Origin of the sequence: Rhodococcus sp. ABRD24, from assembly GCF_004328705.1 — a bacterium.
In the GTDB taxonomy this organism is placed as follows: Bacteria; Actinomycetota; Actinomycetes; order Mycobacteriales; family Mycobacteriaceae; genus Prescottella.
On the sequence record NZ_CP035319.1, the window covers coordinates 4,468,805 to 4,485,279 of the forward strand.

Here is a 16,475-nt window from a genome sequence, read left to right on the forward strand (position 1 = left end):
GCGATGACACAGACCCTGCCCAGTGGGCTTACGGTGACGGCGCGGGTTCCCGCGTCCAGCGCGAATCTAGGTCCGGGATTCGACACACTCGGTCTCGCGCTCGGCCTGTACGACGAGATCACCGTCACCACCACCGATTCGGGTTTGACCATCCGGGTCGAGGGGGAGGGTGCCGACGACGTGCCGTGGGGTCCGTCACATCTCGTGGTCCGAGCGATCGAGCGGGGTCTCGAGTCGGCCGGAGTGTGGGCGGATGGTCTGGATGTAGTGTGCCGCAACGCTATTCCACATTCGCGGGGCCTCGGGTCGTCCGCGTCTGCGGCGGTGGGCGGTCTGGCCGCCGCCAACGGCCTGGCGCGTCGTGCGTCGCCGGAACTCGAACTGTCCGCCGCGCAGTTGGTGCAGCTGTCCTCCGAGTTCGAGGGGCACCCCGACAATGCGGCCGCGAGCGTGCTCGGCGGCGCGGTGGTGTCCTGGAGTGAGGCCGGTGTCGAGGACGAGACGCAGCGGCGCTATCGCGCGGTGCGACTGCCGGTGCATCCCGGGATCCGGGTGGTGGCGCTGGTTCCCGCTGAGCGGTCGTCGACCGCGCTCACCCGCGGACTGCTCCCGGAGACCGTCCCGCACCGCGACGCGGCCTTCAATGTCAGTCGCGGTGCACTCGCCGTCGTCGCCCTGACCGAGCGGCCGGATCTGTTGATGACCGCGACCGAGGACATGCTGCATCAGACGCAGCGGGCGCCGGCGCTGCCGCTGACGACACGGTGGATCGCGAAGCTTCGCCGGGCGGGAATCGCGGCCACGGTGTCCGGGGCCGGTCCGACGGTGCTGGCGATGTCGACTGAACCGTTCCCTGCCGAGTTGCGGGCAGAGGCCGAGCAAGAGAATCTGCGGGTCCTCGAACTCGAAATCGCCGACGGCGTTCAGGTGAGTTGATGGACATGCTCGGGGTAGCGCCTTGCCGAGTAGGGCATTCGCCGCTATCCTGAGCGTGTCCGTACATCGTGCGCTTCAGACGCCGGTGCTTCACCAGGGCAATCGCTCCATTTCATCGGGGTAATCCTGGCCTGATCCTCACGCGACAACTCCGCGTTGATGGATTTGCAGCACGCGCCTTCTCGGGTGATGTGATGGGGGACGAGCCGACAGTTCCATCCTGCGAATACGTACGGCACAACCGAGTTCAGTTGTCGACTGAACTACGGGACGAACCCTCGACATCGCGTAGCGCGAGTGAGGGAAGGAAAGGACCTCCGTGACCGATACGGATCTGATTGCCACGCCCGTTCGCGATTCCCCGGCAGTGACCGCGGGTGCCCGGGCAGGCAATTCTTCACAGACTTCGGGCGACGCGCCGCGTGAAGGCGCGGTCGCTTCGTCCACCAAGCGCGCCGAGGCTCGGCGCGGTGCCGGGCTCTCCGGCATGGTGCTTGCCGAGCTTCGTTCCCTCGCGGGAGAACTCGGGATCAAGGGCACGTCAGGCATGCGTAAGGGCGACCTGATCGCTGCGATCAAGGAGCGTCAGGGGTCGGCTGCGCCCAAGTCGACTGCCCCCACCAAGTCGGCCCCCACCAAGTCGGCCCCCGCCAAGTCGGCCGCGCCCAAGGACGCGCCCGCAGCACCTGCTGCGGAGTCGACGACTCCCCGGACCGAGTCGGTGGAGCCGGCTGCTCCTGCTGCGGCGGCCACGCCGGACAGCGCCGACGCCGATCAGGGGAACCGTCGTGGCCGCCAACGTCGCGGCGCGACGCGCCGCTCGGGTGCGCCCGAGCAGGCCGGAGCCGGCGAGAATGGCCAAGCGGAGTCGCATCAGGCCGACGTCATGACGGCGGAGCCCAAGGACACCGTGCAGGCTGAGCCCAAGCAGGCCGAAACCAAGCAGGTCGAGCCGAAGCAGGCCGAAACCAGGCAGGAGCAGGGCCGGGACCAGTCCGAGGACCGCTCCGAGCGTGGTGCCCGGCGTGAGCGCGGCGAGCGTACCCAGGGTGATCGCAACCAGGGTGATCGCAACCAGGGTGGTAACAACGGGCCGCGCGGTGAAGGCCGCGGCGAGCGTCGCGATGTGGATGACGAAGAGGGCGGCCGCGGACGCCGTGGGCGCCGTTTCCGTGAGCGACGTCGTGGACGTGACCGTGGCGAGGCTGGTGGCGAGGGCCGTGAGCGTGAGCCCGAGATTCGCGAGGATGACGTCCTGCAGCCGGTCGCCGGCATCCTCGACGTTCTCGACAACTACGCGTTCGTCCGGACCTCCGGCTATCTCGCAGGCCCCAGCGACGTTTACGTTTCGATGAACCTGGTTCGCAAGAACGGCCTGCGCCGCGGCGACGCAATCACCGGTGCCGTCCGGGTGGCCCGCGAGGGTGAGTCGCAGGGCAGCCAGCGGCAGAAGTTCAACCCGCTCGTGCGTCTGGACACCGTCAACGGTGGCGATGTCGAGGCCGCGAGGCGGCGACCGGAGTTCAACAAGCTCACCCCGCTGTACCCGAACCAGCGACTGCGTCTCGAGACGACTCCGAATATCCTCACCACTCGCGTGATCGACCTGATCATGCCTATCGGCAAGGGTCAGCGCGCGCTGATCGTGTCGCCGCCGAAGGCCGGTAAGACAACCGTGCTGCAGGACATCGCGAACGCGATCACGGTCAACAATCCTGAGTGCTATCTGATGGTCGTCCTCGTCGACGAGCGGCCGGAAGAGGTCACCGACATGACGCGTTCGGTCAATGGTGAGGTCATTGCCTCCACCTTCGACCGTCCGCCTGGAGACCACACCTCGGTGGCCGAACTGGCGATCGAGCGCGCGAAGCGTCTCGTCGAGGCTGGTCGCGACGTCGTCGTCTTGCTCGACTCGATCACCCGCCTGGGACGCGCGTACAACAACTCGTCGCCGGCTTCCGGACGCATCCTGTCCGGCGGTGTCGATTCGACGGCGCTCTACCCGCCGAAGCGCTTCCTGGGTGCGGCGCGCAACATCGAGAACGGTGGCTCGCTCACGATCATCGCCTCCGCGCTGGTGGAGACCGGTTCCACCGGCGACACCGTGATCTTCGAGGAGTTCAAGGGCACCGGTAACGCCGAGCTCAAGCTCGACCGCAAGATCGCCGAGCGCCGGGTGTTCCCCGCTGTCGACGTCAACCTGTCGAGTACCCGCAAGGACGAGCTGCTGATGAGCCCCGACGAGTTCGCAGTCGTGCACAAGCTGCGACGCGTGCTGTCCGGCCTGGATTCGCACCAGGCGATCGACCTGCTTGTCGACCGGCTCAAGAAGAGCAAGAGCAACATCGAGTTCCTGATGCAGGTCTCGAAGACGACTCCGGGCGCGCTCGGGGACTGACCCACTGCTTCGGCGGGTGCCGAAGCCCGTTCACGTCGTCCCCGCATGCGCCCGCGTTGCGGGGACGAGGTGTGTCGGCTGGGAATCATTTCGCCGAGGTATGCGTTTAGGAGGATGCGTCCTCCTCTGGCAGAATGGGCGATCGCGTGACAACCATGTCCGGTTCCGGTTCACGGCCTCGAACGGCGAGGTCGACCCGGCGGCCATCGAAAGGGACACCATGAAGGCAGGAATTCACCCCGAATACGTTGCGACCACCGTCGTGTGCGGTTGCGGCAACACGTTCGAGACCCACAGCACCGCGACCAACGGACGTATCAACGTCGAGGTTTGCTCGCAGTGCCACCCGTTCTACACCGGCAAGCAGAAGATCCTCGACACCGGCGGCCGCGTGGCTCGCTTCGAGGCTCGCTACGGAAAGCGCGCCGGCAAGAAGGCCGCTGACGACCAGTAGCTGTCCCGCCGACGCCCGTCCTGCGAAATCTGCAGGTCGGGCGTCGGCTTTTTTGTGCCTCTCCGAATCGCGTTTCGCGCACTTGTCGCGGTTCCGAGGCGAGGAAAACACCGAAAAGTGCGCGAAACGCGACACAGATGTGGAGTCAACCCATGGCAGGGACGACGCAGCCGTCGGCGATCGACGACATTCTCGCTGAGCATGCCGGTCTGGAACAGCAGTTGTCCGATCCGGCGCTGCACAACGATCCGGCCGCAGCTCGCAAGGCGGGCAAGCGGTTCGCCGAGCTCGCGCCTGTCATGGCGACCTACACGAAGCTCAAGGCCGCGCAGGAAGATCTCGAGGCGGCCCGCGAGCTTGCGGCCGACGACTCGGGTTTCGCCGCCGAGGTACCCGCGCTCGAGGCCGCCGTTTCCGAGCTCGACAAGACGCTCACGGACCTGCTGGCCCCGCGGGACCCCCATGACGGCGACGATGTCGTGCTCGAACTCAAGTCCGGCGAGGGCGGCGAGGAGTCTGCACTGTTCGCGTCCGACCTGGCCCGCATGTACGTTCGGCACGCTGAGCGCGCCGGGTGGCGCGTCGAGATCCTCGATGCCACCGTCTCTGACCTCGGCGGCTACAAGGACGCAACGATCTCGATCAAGTCGAAGGGTGATGTCCGGGACGGCGTCTGGTCCCGCCTGAAGTTCGAGGGCGGCGTGCACCGCGTGCAGCGCGTCCCCGTCACCGAATCGCAGGGCCGCGTGCACACATCCGCTGCGGGTGTCCTGGTCTACCCCGAGCCCGAGGAGGTGGAGGAGGTGCAGATCGATGAGACCGATCTACGCATCGACGTCTACCGGTCCTCCGGAAAAGGCGGCCAGGGCGTCAACACGACGGACTCCGCGGTGCGCATCACGCACTTGCCCACCGGCATCGTTGTGACCTGCCAGAACGAGCGCTCACAGCTGCAGAACAAGGCCCGAGCCATGCAGGTGCTCGCGGCGCGTCTGCAGGCGGCGGCGGAGGAGGCCGCGGACGCCGAAGCGTCGGCCGGCAGGCAGAGTCAGATCCGCACCGTCGACCGCTCCGAGCGGATCCGCACCTACAACTTCCCGGAGAATCGGATCACCGATCACCGGATCGGCTTCAAGGCCCACAACCTCGATGCTGTGTTGGACGGCGACATGGAGGCGCTGCTCGACGCGCTGGGTAAGGCGGACCGAGAGGCGCGACTCGCGGCGGAGTAGGGCAGCTCAGGGCGCGACCGTGGTGGTGACGCCGGCCTGCCGGCGGAGGATCGTCGACGCTGATGGCCGGACCTGGGGAATCCGTAGTCCGCGACCTGTCCGTGCTGCGCCCGTGACCGACGTGGCAGGCTGTACCCCGTGAGTCGACAACCCCTGCGTCTGGCGATAATCGAAGCAGCTGCCGAACTGGAACGGGCGGGAGTGCCGTCCGCGCGGGTCGACGCCGAACTGCTGGCAGCCCACCTGCTGGGCGTGGAGCGCACCCGGCTGGGTCTGGTGCCGCTGGTCGATCCCCCCGTCATCGAGGAGTATCGGAAGCTGGTCGCTCGGCGGGCCGAGCGGGTGCCGCTGCAATACATCACGGGATCGACTGCGATGGGCAATATTTCGCTCGAGGTCGGTCCGGGGGTGTTCGTTCCGCGGCCCGAGACCGAGCTGTTGTTGGCGTGGGCCCTGGCGTATCTGGAGTCGTATGGGGGCCGGGCGCCTGTGGTGATGGATCTGTGCACGGGTTCAGGTGCCCTGGCGCTTGCGATTGCGCACGCCCGACCCGACGCCGTGGTTCATGCGGTGGAGCTCGAACCCAATGCACTGGCGTGGGCGCGGCGCAACGCCGATCGACGGGCCGCCGCGGGCGACACTCCGGTGAACCTCGTCCAAGGCGACGTGACAGATCGGGGACTCCTCACCGAGCTCGAGGGCAGCGTCGATCTGATCGTGTCGAACCCGCCCTACATCCCAGAGGGCGCGGTTCTCGATCCAGAAGTGGCGGAACATGATCCGCATACCGCGTTGTTCGGCGGTGCCGACGGACTCTCGGTGATCAAGCCGATGGTGAACAATATCGCGCGGTGGCTGCGCATCGGCGGTGGCGTTGCTGTCGAACATGACGACACCAACGGAACCGAGACTGCACAACTGTTCCGGTCGCGCCGGGTGTTCAGCGGCGTCGCGGAGCATCCGGATCTCGCGGGCCGGCCTCGATTCGTCGTTGCGCGCCGGGTGGCGACCGAGGCCGAGGCATCACGGTGACGGACGTTCGAGGGTGAGTGAAAGGATGTGGGAGTGAGCACTGTCTACGACTGCCGGCAATCCGACAACCGCGAAGCGGGACTGACCGCCGCCAAGAACGCGCTGCGGGCCGGTCGGCTCGTCGTGCTCCCGACGGACACGCTGTACGGACTCGGTGCCGATGCGTTCGACGGTGACGCCGTCACCAGCCTCCTGCGCGCCAAGGGGCGCGGCCGCGACATGCCGGTACCGGTGCTGGTCGGCTCGTGGAACACGATCGACGGATTGGTCTATTCGGTACGCCCACAGGCGCGTGACCTGATCAAGGCCTTCTGGCCCGGTGGGCTGAGTCTTGTTGTGCAGCAGGCGCCTTCGCTTGCCTGGGATCTGGGAGATGCTCGGGGGACGGTGATGCTGCGTATGCCACTGCACCCCGTCGCTCTCGAGCTGCTGCGTGACGTCGGCCCGCTTGCGGTGTCCAGCGCCAATATCTCGGGCCGACCACCGGCCACCACCGTCGAAGAAGCGCGTGATCAGCTCGGAGGCGCCGCCAGCGTCTACCTCGACGGTGGCCCGGCGGCCCATGCGGTCGCGTCGACGATCGTCGATTTGACCGGTGACGAGCCCCGCATCCTGCGCGAAGGGGCCGTGCCGACCGCCGATGTCGCCGAGGTTCTCGGTGTCTCCGCGGAGAGTCTTCGGCAGGCGGGGGCGTAGGCGTGTCGGGACGCGGCTGCGGCAATACCGCCGGCTGCACGGCCTGGCGGTAGCGTCATCGAAGTGAGTTCTGCGGAAACGGCCGTTCTGGCGCTGGCGGGGACAGGTAACGGGGCGGGTGTGCCGCTGCGGGAACTGCTGCTGGTGCTGTGCACCGCCGCGGTTGTCACGTTCCTCGCCACCGGCGCCGTCCGGGTGTTCGCCATCCGATTCGGTGCTGTCGCTGTGCCACGCGACCGTGATGTCCACGTGCAACCGACCCCGCGCCTCGGGGGTATCGGCATGTACCTCGGGATGCTCGTCGCCCTGCTGTTCGCGCAGCAGCTCCCCGCGTTGACCCGTGGGTTCGAGTTCACGACCGATATCAGCGCGGTCCTCGTCGCCGGCTTCGTCATCGTGCTCGTCGGTGTGATCGACGACCGGTGGGGACTCGACGCGCTCACGAAGTTCGTCGGCCAGGTGACGGCCGCCGGGATCCTTGTCGTGATGGGGGTCAGCTGGTATCTGATCTTCCTGCCCTTCGGGGAGGGCAGCACGGTCATCCTCGACCAACTCCAGGCCGGGCTGGTGACCGTGGCCGTGGCGGTCGTGATGATCAACGCGATGAACTTCGTCGACGGACTCGACGGTCTCGCCGCCGGGCTGGGCCTCATCGCGGCACTTGCGATCTGCGCATTCTCCGTCGGGCTGCTGCATGATCAGGGTGGCGATGTCAGCGCATATCCACCGGCGATGATCGCCGCGGCGCTCGCCGGCGCGTGTCTCGGATTCCTACCGCACAACTTCCAGCCGGCACGGATTTTCATGGGCGATTCGGGCTCGATGCTGATCGGTCTCACCCTGGCGGCTGTCTCGACCAGTGCGTCCGGCCGGATCAGCCTCAGTGCTTATGGCTCTCGCGACTTGCTCGGCCTACTGTCGCCGCTGCTGCTGGTCGGTGCGGTGATGTTCATCCCGATCCTCGATCTGCTGCTCGCGATCGTCCGGCGCACGCGCGCCGGTGTCAGCCCGTTCAGCCCAGACAAGATGCACCTGCATCACCGGCTACTGCAGATCGGGCATTCGCATCGCCGGGTCGTCCTGCTCATCTACTTGTGGGTCGGGGTCCTGGCCTTCGGGGCTGTAGGGTCCGCGCTGATCGATCGACGCATCGTGGTCCTTCTGGTGGCGGGCGGACTGGTTTTTGCGCTCGTGGTCACCGCGGTGCCGTCCTGGCGTGACCTGCAGCAGAATCGTCGGCGGTAGGGGCGCCGAGGTAGCCGAGGTCGGTGCCGATCGGCGTCAACTACCCTTGGGTCCTGTGACTTCGACCCCCGAGCCCTTCTCTGATCCCACAGCCTCCCTCCGCCGCGGCGTCCGCTATGGCGTGCTGGGTTTGCTGGCCCTCGCCGTGATCGGTGCGATCGTCGCAAGCCTGTTCTCGGGCCTCGCCGGCTTGTGGGGTGCCCTACTGGGGGCCGCGGTTGGCGGCGGATTCATCCTCTGCACGGCGCTGGCGGTGCTGTTGACCGCCAAGCTTCCGGCCATCACCGCGGGAGCGGTCTTGTTGGGAAGCTGGTTGCTCAAGATGATCCTCGCGATCACCGTGCTCGCGATCCTCGATCCGCTGGACTTCTACAACCGCCAGGCGATGGTGATCGTGATCGTCCTGTCGCTCGTCATCGTGCTGGGTGCCGAAACCTATGGCGTGTTGCAGACCAAGGTTCCCTATGTCACCCCAGCAGGGCCTGTCAGCTCGACGGAGCCGGACGCCGAATCCGGCCACAGGTGACCACTCGACAGGTCCGCGGGTAGCCCAGTGGGGACCCCATCTACACAACGTCGTAGATGTCTTGATAGTGTCTGGGCCAAGCAAGTGTGCTGACTATGCGAAGGAGTAAATTCCGACGAGTCGGTCAGCACTTGCAGGCAGCGAAGGTTGTCGGAGTTGTCCGAATCCAAGATTCGGCCGATTTCGCCCTGGAGTTGCCGAGTCGACGACAGTCGCCGACACCGACAGACGCAGGACCGGTTGACCCGGGTCTCCAGCTGCTGACGAATACGCGAGCCGACCTGGTCGACTTGTTAGATCGTCAATGTCCGATCGAACCGCAGACACCGATGCCTGTGGCCGACTACGGGAGAGACCGCTGAGCGTCACCTTCATGGCCGCGGAGTACACTCCGCCGTCACTCGATGATTTCTACCCGCCCGCGCTGCTGTTCGAGGGCACCCCCTTCGAGCTCGACCGATTGATGCTCATTCGCATCGTGATGTCGGCGCTGGTGGCCTTGTTCTTCATCATCGCGATGCGCAGCCCGAAGATCGTTCCGCGCGGTATCCAGAACATCGGCGAAATCGCTCTCGACTTCGTCCGGATCAACATCGCGGAAGAGATCCTCGGCAAGGAACAGGGCAAGCGTTTCCTGCCCATCATCACGACGATCTTCTTCATCGTGCTCGCCAGCAACTTCGCGAGCATCACGCCCTTCCTGAACATCTCGCCGAACGCACGAATCGGCATGCCGCTCGTGCTCGCCGCGCTGGCGTACATCGTCTTCAACTACGTGGGCATCAAGAAGTACGGCTTCTTCAAGTACGTCAAGTCCAGCATCGTCGTGCCCGGAGTTCCGTTGCCGCTGCACTTCCTGCTGGTCCCGATCGAGTTCATCTCGACCTTCGTGCTCCGGCCGTTCACCCTGATGGTCCGACTCATGGCCAACATGCTGGCGGGCCACATCCTGCTGGTGCTGTTCTTCAGCGCAACGCAGTACTTCTTCTTCGTCTCCGGAGGGTTCCAGGCAGTCTTCGGTGTGGCCTCGCTGGCCGCCGGTATTGCCTTCACCTTCTTCGAGTTGCTGGTGATCTTCCTGCAGGCGTACGTCTTCGCCCTGCTGACCTCTGTGTACATCGACTTGGCGCTCCACGCCGACTCGCACTGATCCACACATTTCGATAGTCCTGACCCACGTGCCGCCCGGCGGTGGGCAACAGAAAGGGAACGAACAAACCATGAGCCTCGCATACATCGCTCAGGAAGTTGCCGAGACCAAGGCTCGCGGCTACGGAGCCATCGGCTACGGCCTCGCGGCGATCGGCCCCGGCATCGGCGTGGGCATCGTCGTCGGAAAGGCGATCGAGGGCATGGTCCGTCAGCCCGAGATGGCCGGCCAGGTCCGTACCACGATGTTCCTCGGTATCGCCTTCACCGAGGCCCTCGCGCTGATCGGCCTCGTTGCCGGCTTCATCTTCTAAGACGCCATGTCAGCCACCATCGCGTTGCTCGCGGCCGCTGAAGGGGAAGAACACAACCCCCTGCTGCCCGCGACATATGACATCACTTGGTCGATCGTCGCCCTGGTGGTCGTCGGGTTCGTCTTCTGGAAGCTTGTCCTTCCTAAGTTCCAGAAGGTTCTCGCCGAGCGCACGGAGCAGATCGACGGCGGCATCAAGCGTGCCGAAGAGGCTCAGATCGAGGCCAAGGCAGCTCTGGAGCAGTACCATGCCCAGCTCGCCGAGGCTCGTACCGAGGCTGCGCAGATCCGTGAGGAAGCGCGCACTCAGGGCCAGCAGATCATCGCCGAGATGAAGGCACAGGCTCAGGAAGAGAGCGACCGCATCGTCGCCGCCGGTCACAGTCAGCTCGTCGCGCAGCGGCAGCAGATCGTGACCGAGCTGCGGGCCGACCTCGGTAAGACCGCGGTCGACCTGGCCGAGAAGGTCATCGGAGAGTCGCTGGCAGACGACGTCAAGCGGGCCGGAACGGTCGATCGCTTCCTCAGCGAGCTGGACGCAGTCAGCGCAAATTCCGCAGCAGGAAAGTGAGCACCATGTACGCAGCGAGCCGTGAAGCCCTGACGCAGACCCGTGCTGCGCTCACCGCGGCGTTGGATTCTGTTTCGCCCGGCGCGGCCACCGCGGCCGCGGCGCAGGCTGGATCCGAGCTGTTCTCGGTGGTCGAGGTTCTCGACGGCCAGCGCACGCTCCGGCGTGCGCTCGCCGATGCGTCCACGCCCGCCGCAGGTCGACAGGGTCTGGCCCGCCAGGTGTTCTCGGGGAAGGTCGGCGCCGAGGCGTTGGCGGCCCTCGAGGCAGCGGCAGGCCAGGACTGGTCGACCGCGGCGGACCTGCTGAACTCGCTGGTCACGCTCGGACGTGAGTCCCTGCTCCGGGCTGCGGCGGACCAGAACCAGAGCGACGCGGTCGAGGACGAGCTCTTCCGCCTCGGTCGTATCGTGGCCGGCAGCCCGCAGCTGGAGCAGGTCCTTTCGGATCGGTCGACGCCCGTCGCCGCTAAGCGTGAGCTGCTGTCGAAGCTGCTGTACGGCAAGGTCACCGCAATCACGGAGGCCCTCGCCGGACAGGCCGTGGGCCGGTTGCGGCAGACCGCACCTGCCGATGCCTTCGACGAGCTGTCGACCCTGGCCGCGGCTCAGCGGAACAAGGCAGTTGCGCACGTGCGCAGCGCCTCGGCGTTGTCGAGCGAGCAGGTCGATCGCCTTGCGGCGACGCTGACCCGCACCTACGGCAAGCCCGTCACCGTGCATGTGGAGGTCGAACCGGGTCTCCTCAGCGGCATGGTCGTCCGGGTGGGCCACGAGGTCATCGACGGGAGCGCGGCGGGTCGCCTCGCAACCCTGCGGAAGACCTTCAAGTAGTCGACGACCGAACACATACTCCCGATCTTTTCGAAGACCAGATACCGAGAGCAGGAAAAACATGGCGGAGCTGACGATCTCCTCCGACGAGATCCGTAGCGCGATCGAGAACTACACCGCGAGCTACTCACCGGAGGCCTCCCGCGAGGAGGTCGGCACGGTGTCCGACACCAGCGACGGCATCGCTCACATCACCGGCCTCCCGTCGGCGATGGCCAACGAGCTGCTGGAGTTCCCGGGCGGTGTGCTCGGCGTGGCGCTGAACCTGGACGCCACCGAGATCGGTGCGGTCGTCCTCGGTGACTACGAGCACATCGAAGAGGGCCAGGAAGTCAAGCGGACCGGGGACGTTCTGTCCGTTCCGGTCGGCGACGCCTACCTGGGTCGCGTCGTGGACCCGCTGGGTCGTCCGATCGACGGCCTCGGCGAGATCGAGACCACCGAGACCCGTGCACTCGAGCTGCAGGCCGCGTCGGTGCTCGAGCGTCAGCCCGTCGAGGAGCCGCTGCAGACCGGTATCAAGGCGATCGACGCCATGACCCCGATCGGTCGCGGACAGCGTCAGCTCGTCATCGGCGACCGTAAGACCGGCAAGACCGCGGTCTGCGTCGACGCCATCCTGAACCAGAAGGCCAACTGGGCGACCGGTGACCCGAAGCAGCAGGTCCGCTGCATCTACGTCGCCATCGGCCAGAAGGGCTCCACCATCGCCGGCGTCAAGCAGGCGCTCGAGGAGCAGGGCGCGATGGAGTACACCACCATCGTCGCTGCCCCGGCCTCCGACTCCGCCGGCTTCAAGTGGCTGGCCCCTTACACCGGTTCGGCCATCGGCCAGCACTGGATGTACCAGGGCAAGCACGTCCTCATCGTGTTCGACGATCTGACCAAGCAGGCCGAGGCGTACCGCGCGATCTCCCTGCTGTTGCGTCGTCCGCCGGGACGTGAGGCCTACCCCGGTGACGTCTTCTACTTGCACTCCCGTCTGTTGGAGCGTTCGGCCAAGCTGTCCGACGAACTCGGCGGCGGTTCGCTGACGGCCCTGCCGATCATCGAGACCAAGGCCAACGACGTCTCGGCGTACATCCCGACCAACGTCATCTCCATCACCGACGGCCAGGTCTTCCTCGAGTCCGACCTGTTCAACAAGGGCATCCGCCCCGCGATCAACGTCGGTATCTCGGTTTCCCGAGTCGGTGGCGCCGCGCAGACCAAGGGCATGAAGAAGGTGTCCGGTTCGCTTCGTCTGGAGCTGGCTCAGTTCCGCGAGCTCGAGGCCTTCTCGGCCTTCGCCTCGGATCTGGACGCCGCTTCGAAGGCTCAGCTCGAGCGCGGCCAGCGTCTGGTCGAGCTGCTCAAGCAGGATCAGTACTCGCCGATTGCAGTCGAGGACCAGATCGTTTCGATCTACCTCGCCGGCGAGGGCGTATTCGACTCCGTTCCCGTTGCCGACGTGCGTCGCTTCGAGTCCGAGCTCCTCGAGGACCTGCACCGCAATGCTGACGGCGTCTACGAGTCGATCAAGGGCGGCAAGGCCCTCGACGCGGATTCGACCGCGGCTCTCATGGCTGCGACCGACAAGTTCAAGCAGGGCTTCCTTGCGTCTGACGGAAGCCGTGTCGTGAACGAACCTGAGGCCGAGGCTCTCGATGCCTCCGAGGTCGGCCAGGAGAAGGTCACCGTCAAGCGCACTACTGTCAGCAAGTGAGCGTGGACCTCATGACTCAGCGTCACCCGAAGGGAGAGTGATCGATCGATGGCAAGCATCCGCGAACTGCGTTCTCGCATCAAGTCGGTCAACTCGACCAAGAAGATCACCAAGGCGCAGGAACTGATCGCGACCTCGCGCATCACGAAGGCACAGGCCCGGGTTGCGGCGTCCAAGCCGTACGCGGAGGAGATCACCAAGGTGCTCTCGGAGCTGGCGAGTGCGTCGGAGTCGCTCGATCACCCGTTGCTCAACGAGCGGGAGAACCCGAAGCGTGCCGCCGTGCTGGTCGTCACGAGTGACCGCGGTATGTGTGGCGGTTACAACTCCAACGCTCTCAAGGAGGCGGAGGAGCTGTTCCAGCTGCTGCGCTCCGAGGGCAAGGAACCTGTGATCTACGTGCTCGGCTCAAAGGGTCTCGGCTACTACACCTTCCGCGGACGTAACGTCGGTGGGGCGTGGACCGGCTTCTCCCAGGCGCCTGGATATGCGGATGCCGCCAAGGCGAGCCGTCACCTGGTCGAACTGTTCATGGCCGGTTCCGGTGCCGAGGTCGAGGCCCCGAACGGGGAAGGCACGATCGAGGGCGTCGACGAGCTTCACATCGTCTACACCCGTTTCGTTTCGATGCTCACCCAGAAGCCGGAAGTCCGGCGGATGGCCCCGCTCGAGGTCGACTACACCGAGGACCACATCGAGTTGGGCGAGGACATCCTGTCCAACGGTCAGCACGAGGGCAAGCCGGGACCGACGGCGGTGTACAACTTCGAGCCCGAGGCTGGGACGCTTCTGTCGGCACTCCTGCCGAAGTACGTCAGCACGCGTATCTACTCGGCTCTGCTGGACTCCGCCGCCTCGGAGTCGGCCGCCCGTCGTACCGCGATGAAGGCCGCGACGGACAATGCGAACGAACTGGTGAACACCCTGAGCCGTCAGGCAAACCAGGCTCGCCAGGCCCAGATCACCCAGGAAATCAGCGAGATCGTCGGTGGCGCGAACGCGCTGGCCTCGAGCGCAGGAAGTGACTAGCACATGACCGCAGCAGTAACCCAAACCAACGCGAACGGCGCGGACACAACGTCCGGCCGGGTCGTGCGGGTCATCGGTCCCGTTGTGGACGTTGAGTTCCCGCGCGGCCATGTTCCCGACCTGTTCAACGCCCTGCACTCGGAGGTCACTCTTCCGTCCGTGGCGAAGACGCTGACCCTCGAGGTCGCCCAGCACCTGGGCGACCACCTGGTGCGCACCGTCTCGATGCAGCCGACTGACGGTTTGGTCCGTGGCGCTGCCGTGACCGACACGGGTAAGCCGATCTCGGTTCCCGTCGGCGACGTCGTCAAGGGCCACGTGTTCAACGCTCTCGGTGACTGCCTCGACACTCCGGGCCTTGGCCGCGACGGCGAGCAGTGGGGCATCCACCGCAAGCCCCCGGCCTTCGATCAGCTCGAAGGAAAGACCGAGATCCTCGAGACCGGCATCAAGGTCATCGACCTGCTTACCCCGTACGTCAAGGGCGGCAAGATCGGTCTGTTCGGTGGTGCCGGCGTCGGCAAGACCGTTCTGATCCAGGAGATGATCACCCGTATCGCCCGCGAGTTCTCCGGAACCTCTGTGTTCGCGGGCGTCGGCGAGCGTACTCGTGAGGGCACGGACCTCCACCTGGAAATGGAAGAGATGGGCGTGCTCCAAGACACCGCCCTTGTCTTCGGCCAGATGGACGAGCCGCCGGGAACTCGTATGCGCGTCGCCCTGTCCGCGCTGACCATGGCGGAGTACTTCCGCGATGTGCAGGGGCAGGACGTGCTGCTGTTCATCGACAACATCTTCCGGTTCACCCAGGCCGGTTCCGAGGTCTCGACCCTGCTGGGTCGTATGCCTTCGGCCGTGGGTTACCAGCCGACGCTGGCCGATGAGATGGGTGAGCTGCAGGAGCGCATCACCTCGACCCGTGGCCGTTCGATCACCTCGCTGCAGGCGATCTACGTCCCCGCCGACGACTACACCGACCCGGCGCCGGCCACCACGTTCGCGCACCTCGATGCGACCACCGAGCTCTCGCGTCCGATTTCGCAGATGGGTATCTACCCGGCTGTGGACCCGCTGACGTCGACCTCCCGCATCCTGGAGCCCGGCATCGTCGGTGCCGAGCACTTCCGTGTCGCGAACGAGGTCAAGCGGATCCTGCAGAAGTACAAGGAGCTGCAGGACATCATCGCCATTCTCGGTATGGACGAGCTTCAGGAAGAGGACAAGGTTCTCGTCGGGCGTGCCCGTCGTATCCAGAAGTTCCTCGGCCAGAACTTCATCGTCGCCGAGAAGTTCACCGGCGAGCCCGGCTCGGTGGTGCCGCTGCGCGACACCATCGAGGCGTTCGACCGCGTCTGCAAGGGCGAGTTCGATCACCTGCCCGAGCAGGCGTTCAACAGCTGTGGCGGACTCGACGACGTCGAGGCCGCTGCCAAGAAGATCGCCGGAAAGTAGACCGACATGGCTGAGATGACCGTTGAACTCGTTGCCGTCGAGCAGCGACTCTGGTCTGGATCGGCGAAGCTCGTCAGCGCCCAGACGACCGAGGGTGAGATCGGCGTCATGCCCGGGCATGAGCCGGTCCTCGGCCAGCTGGTGGAAGGCGGCGTGGTTGCGATCACGACTGTCGATGGTGCGCGCGTGGTTGCGGCCGTGCACGGCGGTTTCCTCTCGGTGACCGCCACCACGGTGACGATCCTGGCCGAGTCGGCAGACATGGCGGAGGACGTCGACGTCGAGGCGGCCAAGGCCGTGCTCGCGGAGACGCATGACGACCTCGAAGCGATTGCGGTCGCAAAGGGTCAGCTGCGTGCGGTCGAGCGCGCCTAGTCAGTCCACGAGCCGCGACGGAGCCGACAAGTAGTGACGATCGGGATGGTTGTTCTCATCATTCTGGTTGTGCTGCTTGCGGTCTTCGTCGCGGCTTTCGTGTATCGGCTGACGGTCTTGCGTCGCGGCGGAACGGCCGCGATCCTGCGCATCACCCCCGCGGCCCCCGGGAGCGGGTGGAGGCACGGCGTCGTGCGCTACGGCGAAGGGTCCCTCGTCTTCTTCAAGCTGTCGAGTTTGCGTCCCGGACCGGACACGCGGATGAATCGACAGGGGATCGAGGTCGGCGTCCGACGCGCGCCCGACGGCAACGAGTACGACATCATGACCGACGAGATAGTGATCCTTGCTGTCGCGGACGGAGAGCGGACGTACGAGATTGCCCTCGACCGGGGAGCGTTGACCGCGTTCCTTTCCTGGGTCGAGTCACGCCCATCGGGACGTTCGATGCGCGGACGTCCGGCCTGATCGAGGCTGGAGGAGCTCGGACATACGAAAAGGGAGGCCCGAGGGCCTCCCTTTTTCGCGT

17 protein-coding genes are annotated in these 16,475 nt (G+C 65.9%); all 17 read left to right on the forward strand.

The features are described from left to right. Positions 1-3 precede the first annotated feature (3 nt). The 17 genes from thrB to ERC79_RS20015 all read left to right on the forward strand — a co-directional run bounded on the left by thrB (position 4) and on the right by ERC79_RS20015 (position 16,414). Complete coding sequence (gene thrB, locus ERC79_RS19935) at positions 4-936, forward strand: homoserine kinase (RefSeq protein WP_131580116.1); 933 nt, start codon at positions 4-6, stop codon at positions 934-936. A gap of 319 nt (positions 937-1,255) precedes the next feature. Beyond that, positions 1,256-3,334 (forward strand): transcription termination factor Rho, encoded by a 2,079-nt coding sequence (rho, locus tag ERC79_RS19940; protein WP_131580117.1) that lies wholly within the window; start codon positions 1,256-1,258, stop codon positions 3,332-3,334. A gap of 220 nt (positions 3,335-3,554) precedes the next feature. Beyond that, positions 3,555-3,788, forward strand: a complete 234-nt coding sequence (gene rpmE / locus ERC79_RS19945; RefSeq protein ID WP_131580118.1) for a 50S ribosomal protein L31 — start codon at positions 3,555-3,557, stop codon at positions 3,786-3,788. A 152-nt stretch (positions 3,789-3,940) separates the two neighbouring features. Next, positions 3,941-5,020: a peptide chain release factor 1 gene (gene prfA, locus ERC79_RS19950; RefSeq protein WP_131580119.1), complete on the forward strand. Its 1,080-nt coding sequence runs from the start codon at positions 3,941-3,943 to the stop codon at positions 5,018-5,020. Between the two features lie 138 nt (positions 5,021-5,158). Next, complete coding sequence (prmC, locus tag ERC79_RS19955; RefSeq protein ID WP_131580120.1) at positions 5,159-6,052, forward strand: peptide chain release factor N(5)-glutamine methyltransferase; 894 nt, start codon at positions 5,159-5,161, stop codon at positions 6,050-6,052. A gap of 33 nt (positions 6,053-6,085) precedes the next feature. After that, a complete protein-coding gene (locus ERC79_RS19960) occupies positions 6,086-6,748 on the forward strand; it encodes an L-threonylcarbamoyladenylate synthase (RefSeq protein ID WP_131580121.1) in 663 nt (220 codons plus the stop codon). Between the two features lie 63 nt (positions 6,749-6,811). Continuing rightward, complete coding sequence (locus ERC79_RS19965; protein WP_131580122.1) at positions 6,812-7,993, forward strand: MraY family glycosyltransferase; 1,182 nt, start codon at positions 6,812-6,814, stop codon at positions 7,991-7,993. 46 nt (positions 7,994-8,039) lie between these two features. After that, entirely contained in the window at positions 8,040-8,519 is a 480-nt protein-coding gene (locus ERC79_RS19970; RefSeq protein WP_207390537.1) for a hypothetical protein, read from the forward strand. Between the two features lie 373 nt (positions 8,520-8,892). Next, the gene (atpB, locus tag ERC79_RS19975) at positions 8,893-9,669 is read left to right on the forward strand and encodes a F0F1 ATP synthase subunit A (RefSeq protein WP_207390538.1); all 777 of its coding nucleotides are present in this window, start codon (positions 8,893-8,895) and stop codon (positions 9,667-9,669) included. Positions 9,670-9,739: 70 nt separating this feature from the next. Further along, on the forward strand, positions 9,740-9,982 hold the full coding sequence (locus ERC79_RS19980) for an ATP synthase F0 subunit C (protein WP_131580124.1): 243 nt from the start codon (positions 9,740-9,742) through the stop codon (positions 9,980-9,982). Between the two features lie 6 nt (positions 9,983-9,988). Next, complete coding sequence (locus ERC79_RS19985) at positions 9,989-10,552, forward strand: F0F1 ATP synthase subunit B (protein ID WP_131580125.1); 564 nt, start codon at positions 9,989-9,991, stop codon at positions 10,550-10,552. A 5-nt stretch (positions 10,553-10,557) separates the two neighbouring features. After that, a complete protein-coding gene (locus ERC79_RS19990) occupies positions 10,558-11,385 on the forward strand; it encodes a F0F1 ATP synthase subunit delta (RefSeq protein WP_131580126.1) in 828 nt (275 codons plus the stop codon). A gap of 61 nt (positions 11,386-11,446) precedes the next feature. Continuing rightward, positions 11,447-13,090, forward strand: coding sequence for a F0F1 ATP synthase subunit alpha (gene atpA / locus ERC79_RS19995; RefSeq protein ID WP_131580127.1), 1,644 nt, complete (start codon positions 11,447-11,449; stop codon positions 13,088-13,090). A 48-nt stretch (positions 13,091-13,138) separates the two neighbouring features. After that, positions 13,139-14,119 (forward strand): F0F1 ATP synthase subunit gamma, encoded by a 981-nt coding sequence (locus ERC79_RS20000; RefSeq protein WP_131580128.1) that lies wholly within the window; start codon positions 13,139-13,141, stop codon positions 14,117-14,119. 3 nt (positions 14,120-14,122) lie between these two features. Beyond that, positions 14,123-15,571, forward strand: a complete 1,449-nt coding sequence (gene atpD / locus ERC79_RS20005) for a F0F1 ATP synthase subunit beta (protein ID WP_131580129.1) — start codon at positions 14,123-14,125, stop codon at positions 15,569-15,571. A gap of 6 nt (positions 15,572-15,577) precedes the next feature. Then, complete coding sequence (locus ERC79_RS20010) at positions 15,578-15,946, forward strand: F0F1 ATP synthase subunit epsilon (protein ID WP_131580130.1); 369 nt, start codon at positions 15,578-15,580, stop codon at positions 15,944-15,946. Between the two features lie 45 nt (positions 15,947-15,991). After that, positions 15,992-16,414, forward strand: coding sequence for a DUF2550 domain-containing protein (locus ERC79_RS20015; RefSeq protein ID WP_131581368.1), 423 nt, complete (start codon positions 15,992-15,994; stop codon positions 16,412-16,414). Positions 16,415-16,475: the final 61 nt, after the last annotated feature.

Bases quoted from the DNA above. Each gene is read 5' to 3' on its own strand.
- thrB (WP_131580116.1), top strand. From the start codon at position 4: ATGACACAGACCCTGCCCAGTGGGCTTACGGTGACGGCGCGGGTTCCC.
- rpmE (WP_131580118.1), top strand. From the start codon at position 3,555: ATGAAGGCAGGAATTCACCCCGAATACGTTGCGACCACCGTCGTGTGC.
- prfA (WP_131580119.1), top strand. From the start codon at position 3,941: ATGGCAGGGACGACGCAGCCGTCGGCGATCGACGACATTCTCGCTGAG.
- atpB (WP_207390538.1), top strand. From the start codon at position 8,893: ATGGCCGCGGAGTACACTCCGCCGTCACTCGATGATTTCTACCCGCCC.
- ERC79_RS19980 (WP_131580124.1), top strand. From the start codon at position 9,740: ATGAGCCTCGCATACATCGCTCAGGAAGTTGCCGAGACCAAGGCTCGC.
- ERC79_RS19985 (WP_131580125.1), top strand. From the start codon at position 9,989: ATGTCAGCCACCATCGCGTTGCTCGCGGCCGCTGAAGGGGAAGAACAC.
- ERC79_RS19990 (WP_131580126.1), top strand. From the start codon at position 10,558: ATGTACGCAGCGAGCCGTGAAGCCCTGACGCAGACCCGTGCTGCGCTC.
- atpA (WP_131580127.1), top strand. From the start codon at position 11,447: ATGGCGGAGCTGACGATCTCCTCCGACGAGATCCGTAGCGCGATCGAG.
- ERC79_RS20000 (WP_131580128.1), top strand. From the start codon at position 13,139: ATGGCAAGCATCCGCGAACTGCGTTCTCGCATCAAGTCGGTCAACTCG.
- atpD (WP_131580129.1), top strand. From the start codon at position 14,123: ATGACCGCAGCAGTAACCCAAACCAACGCGAACGGCGCGGACACAACG.
- ERC79_RS20010 (WP_131580130.1), top strand. From the start codon at position 15,578: ATGGCTGAGATGACCGTTGAACTCGTTGCCGTCGAGCAGCGACTCTGG.
- ERC79_RS20015 (WP_131581368.1), top strand. From the start codon at position 15,992: ATGGTTGTTCTCATCATTCTGGTTGTGCTGCTTGCGGTCTTCGTCGCG.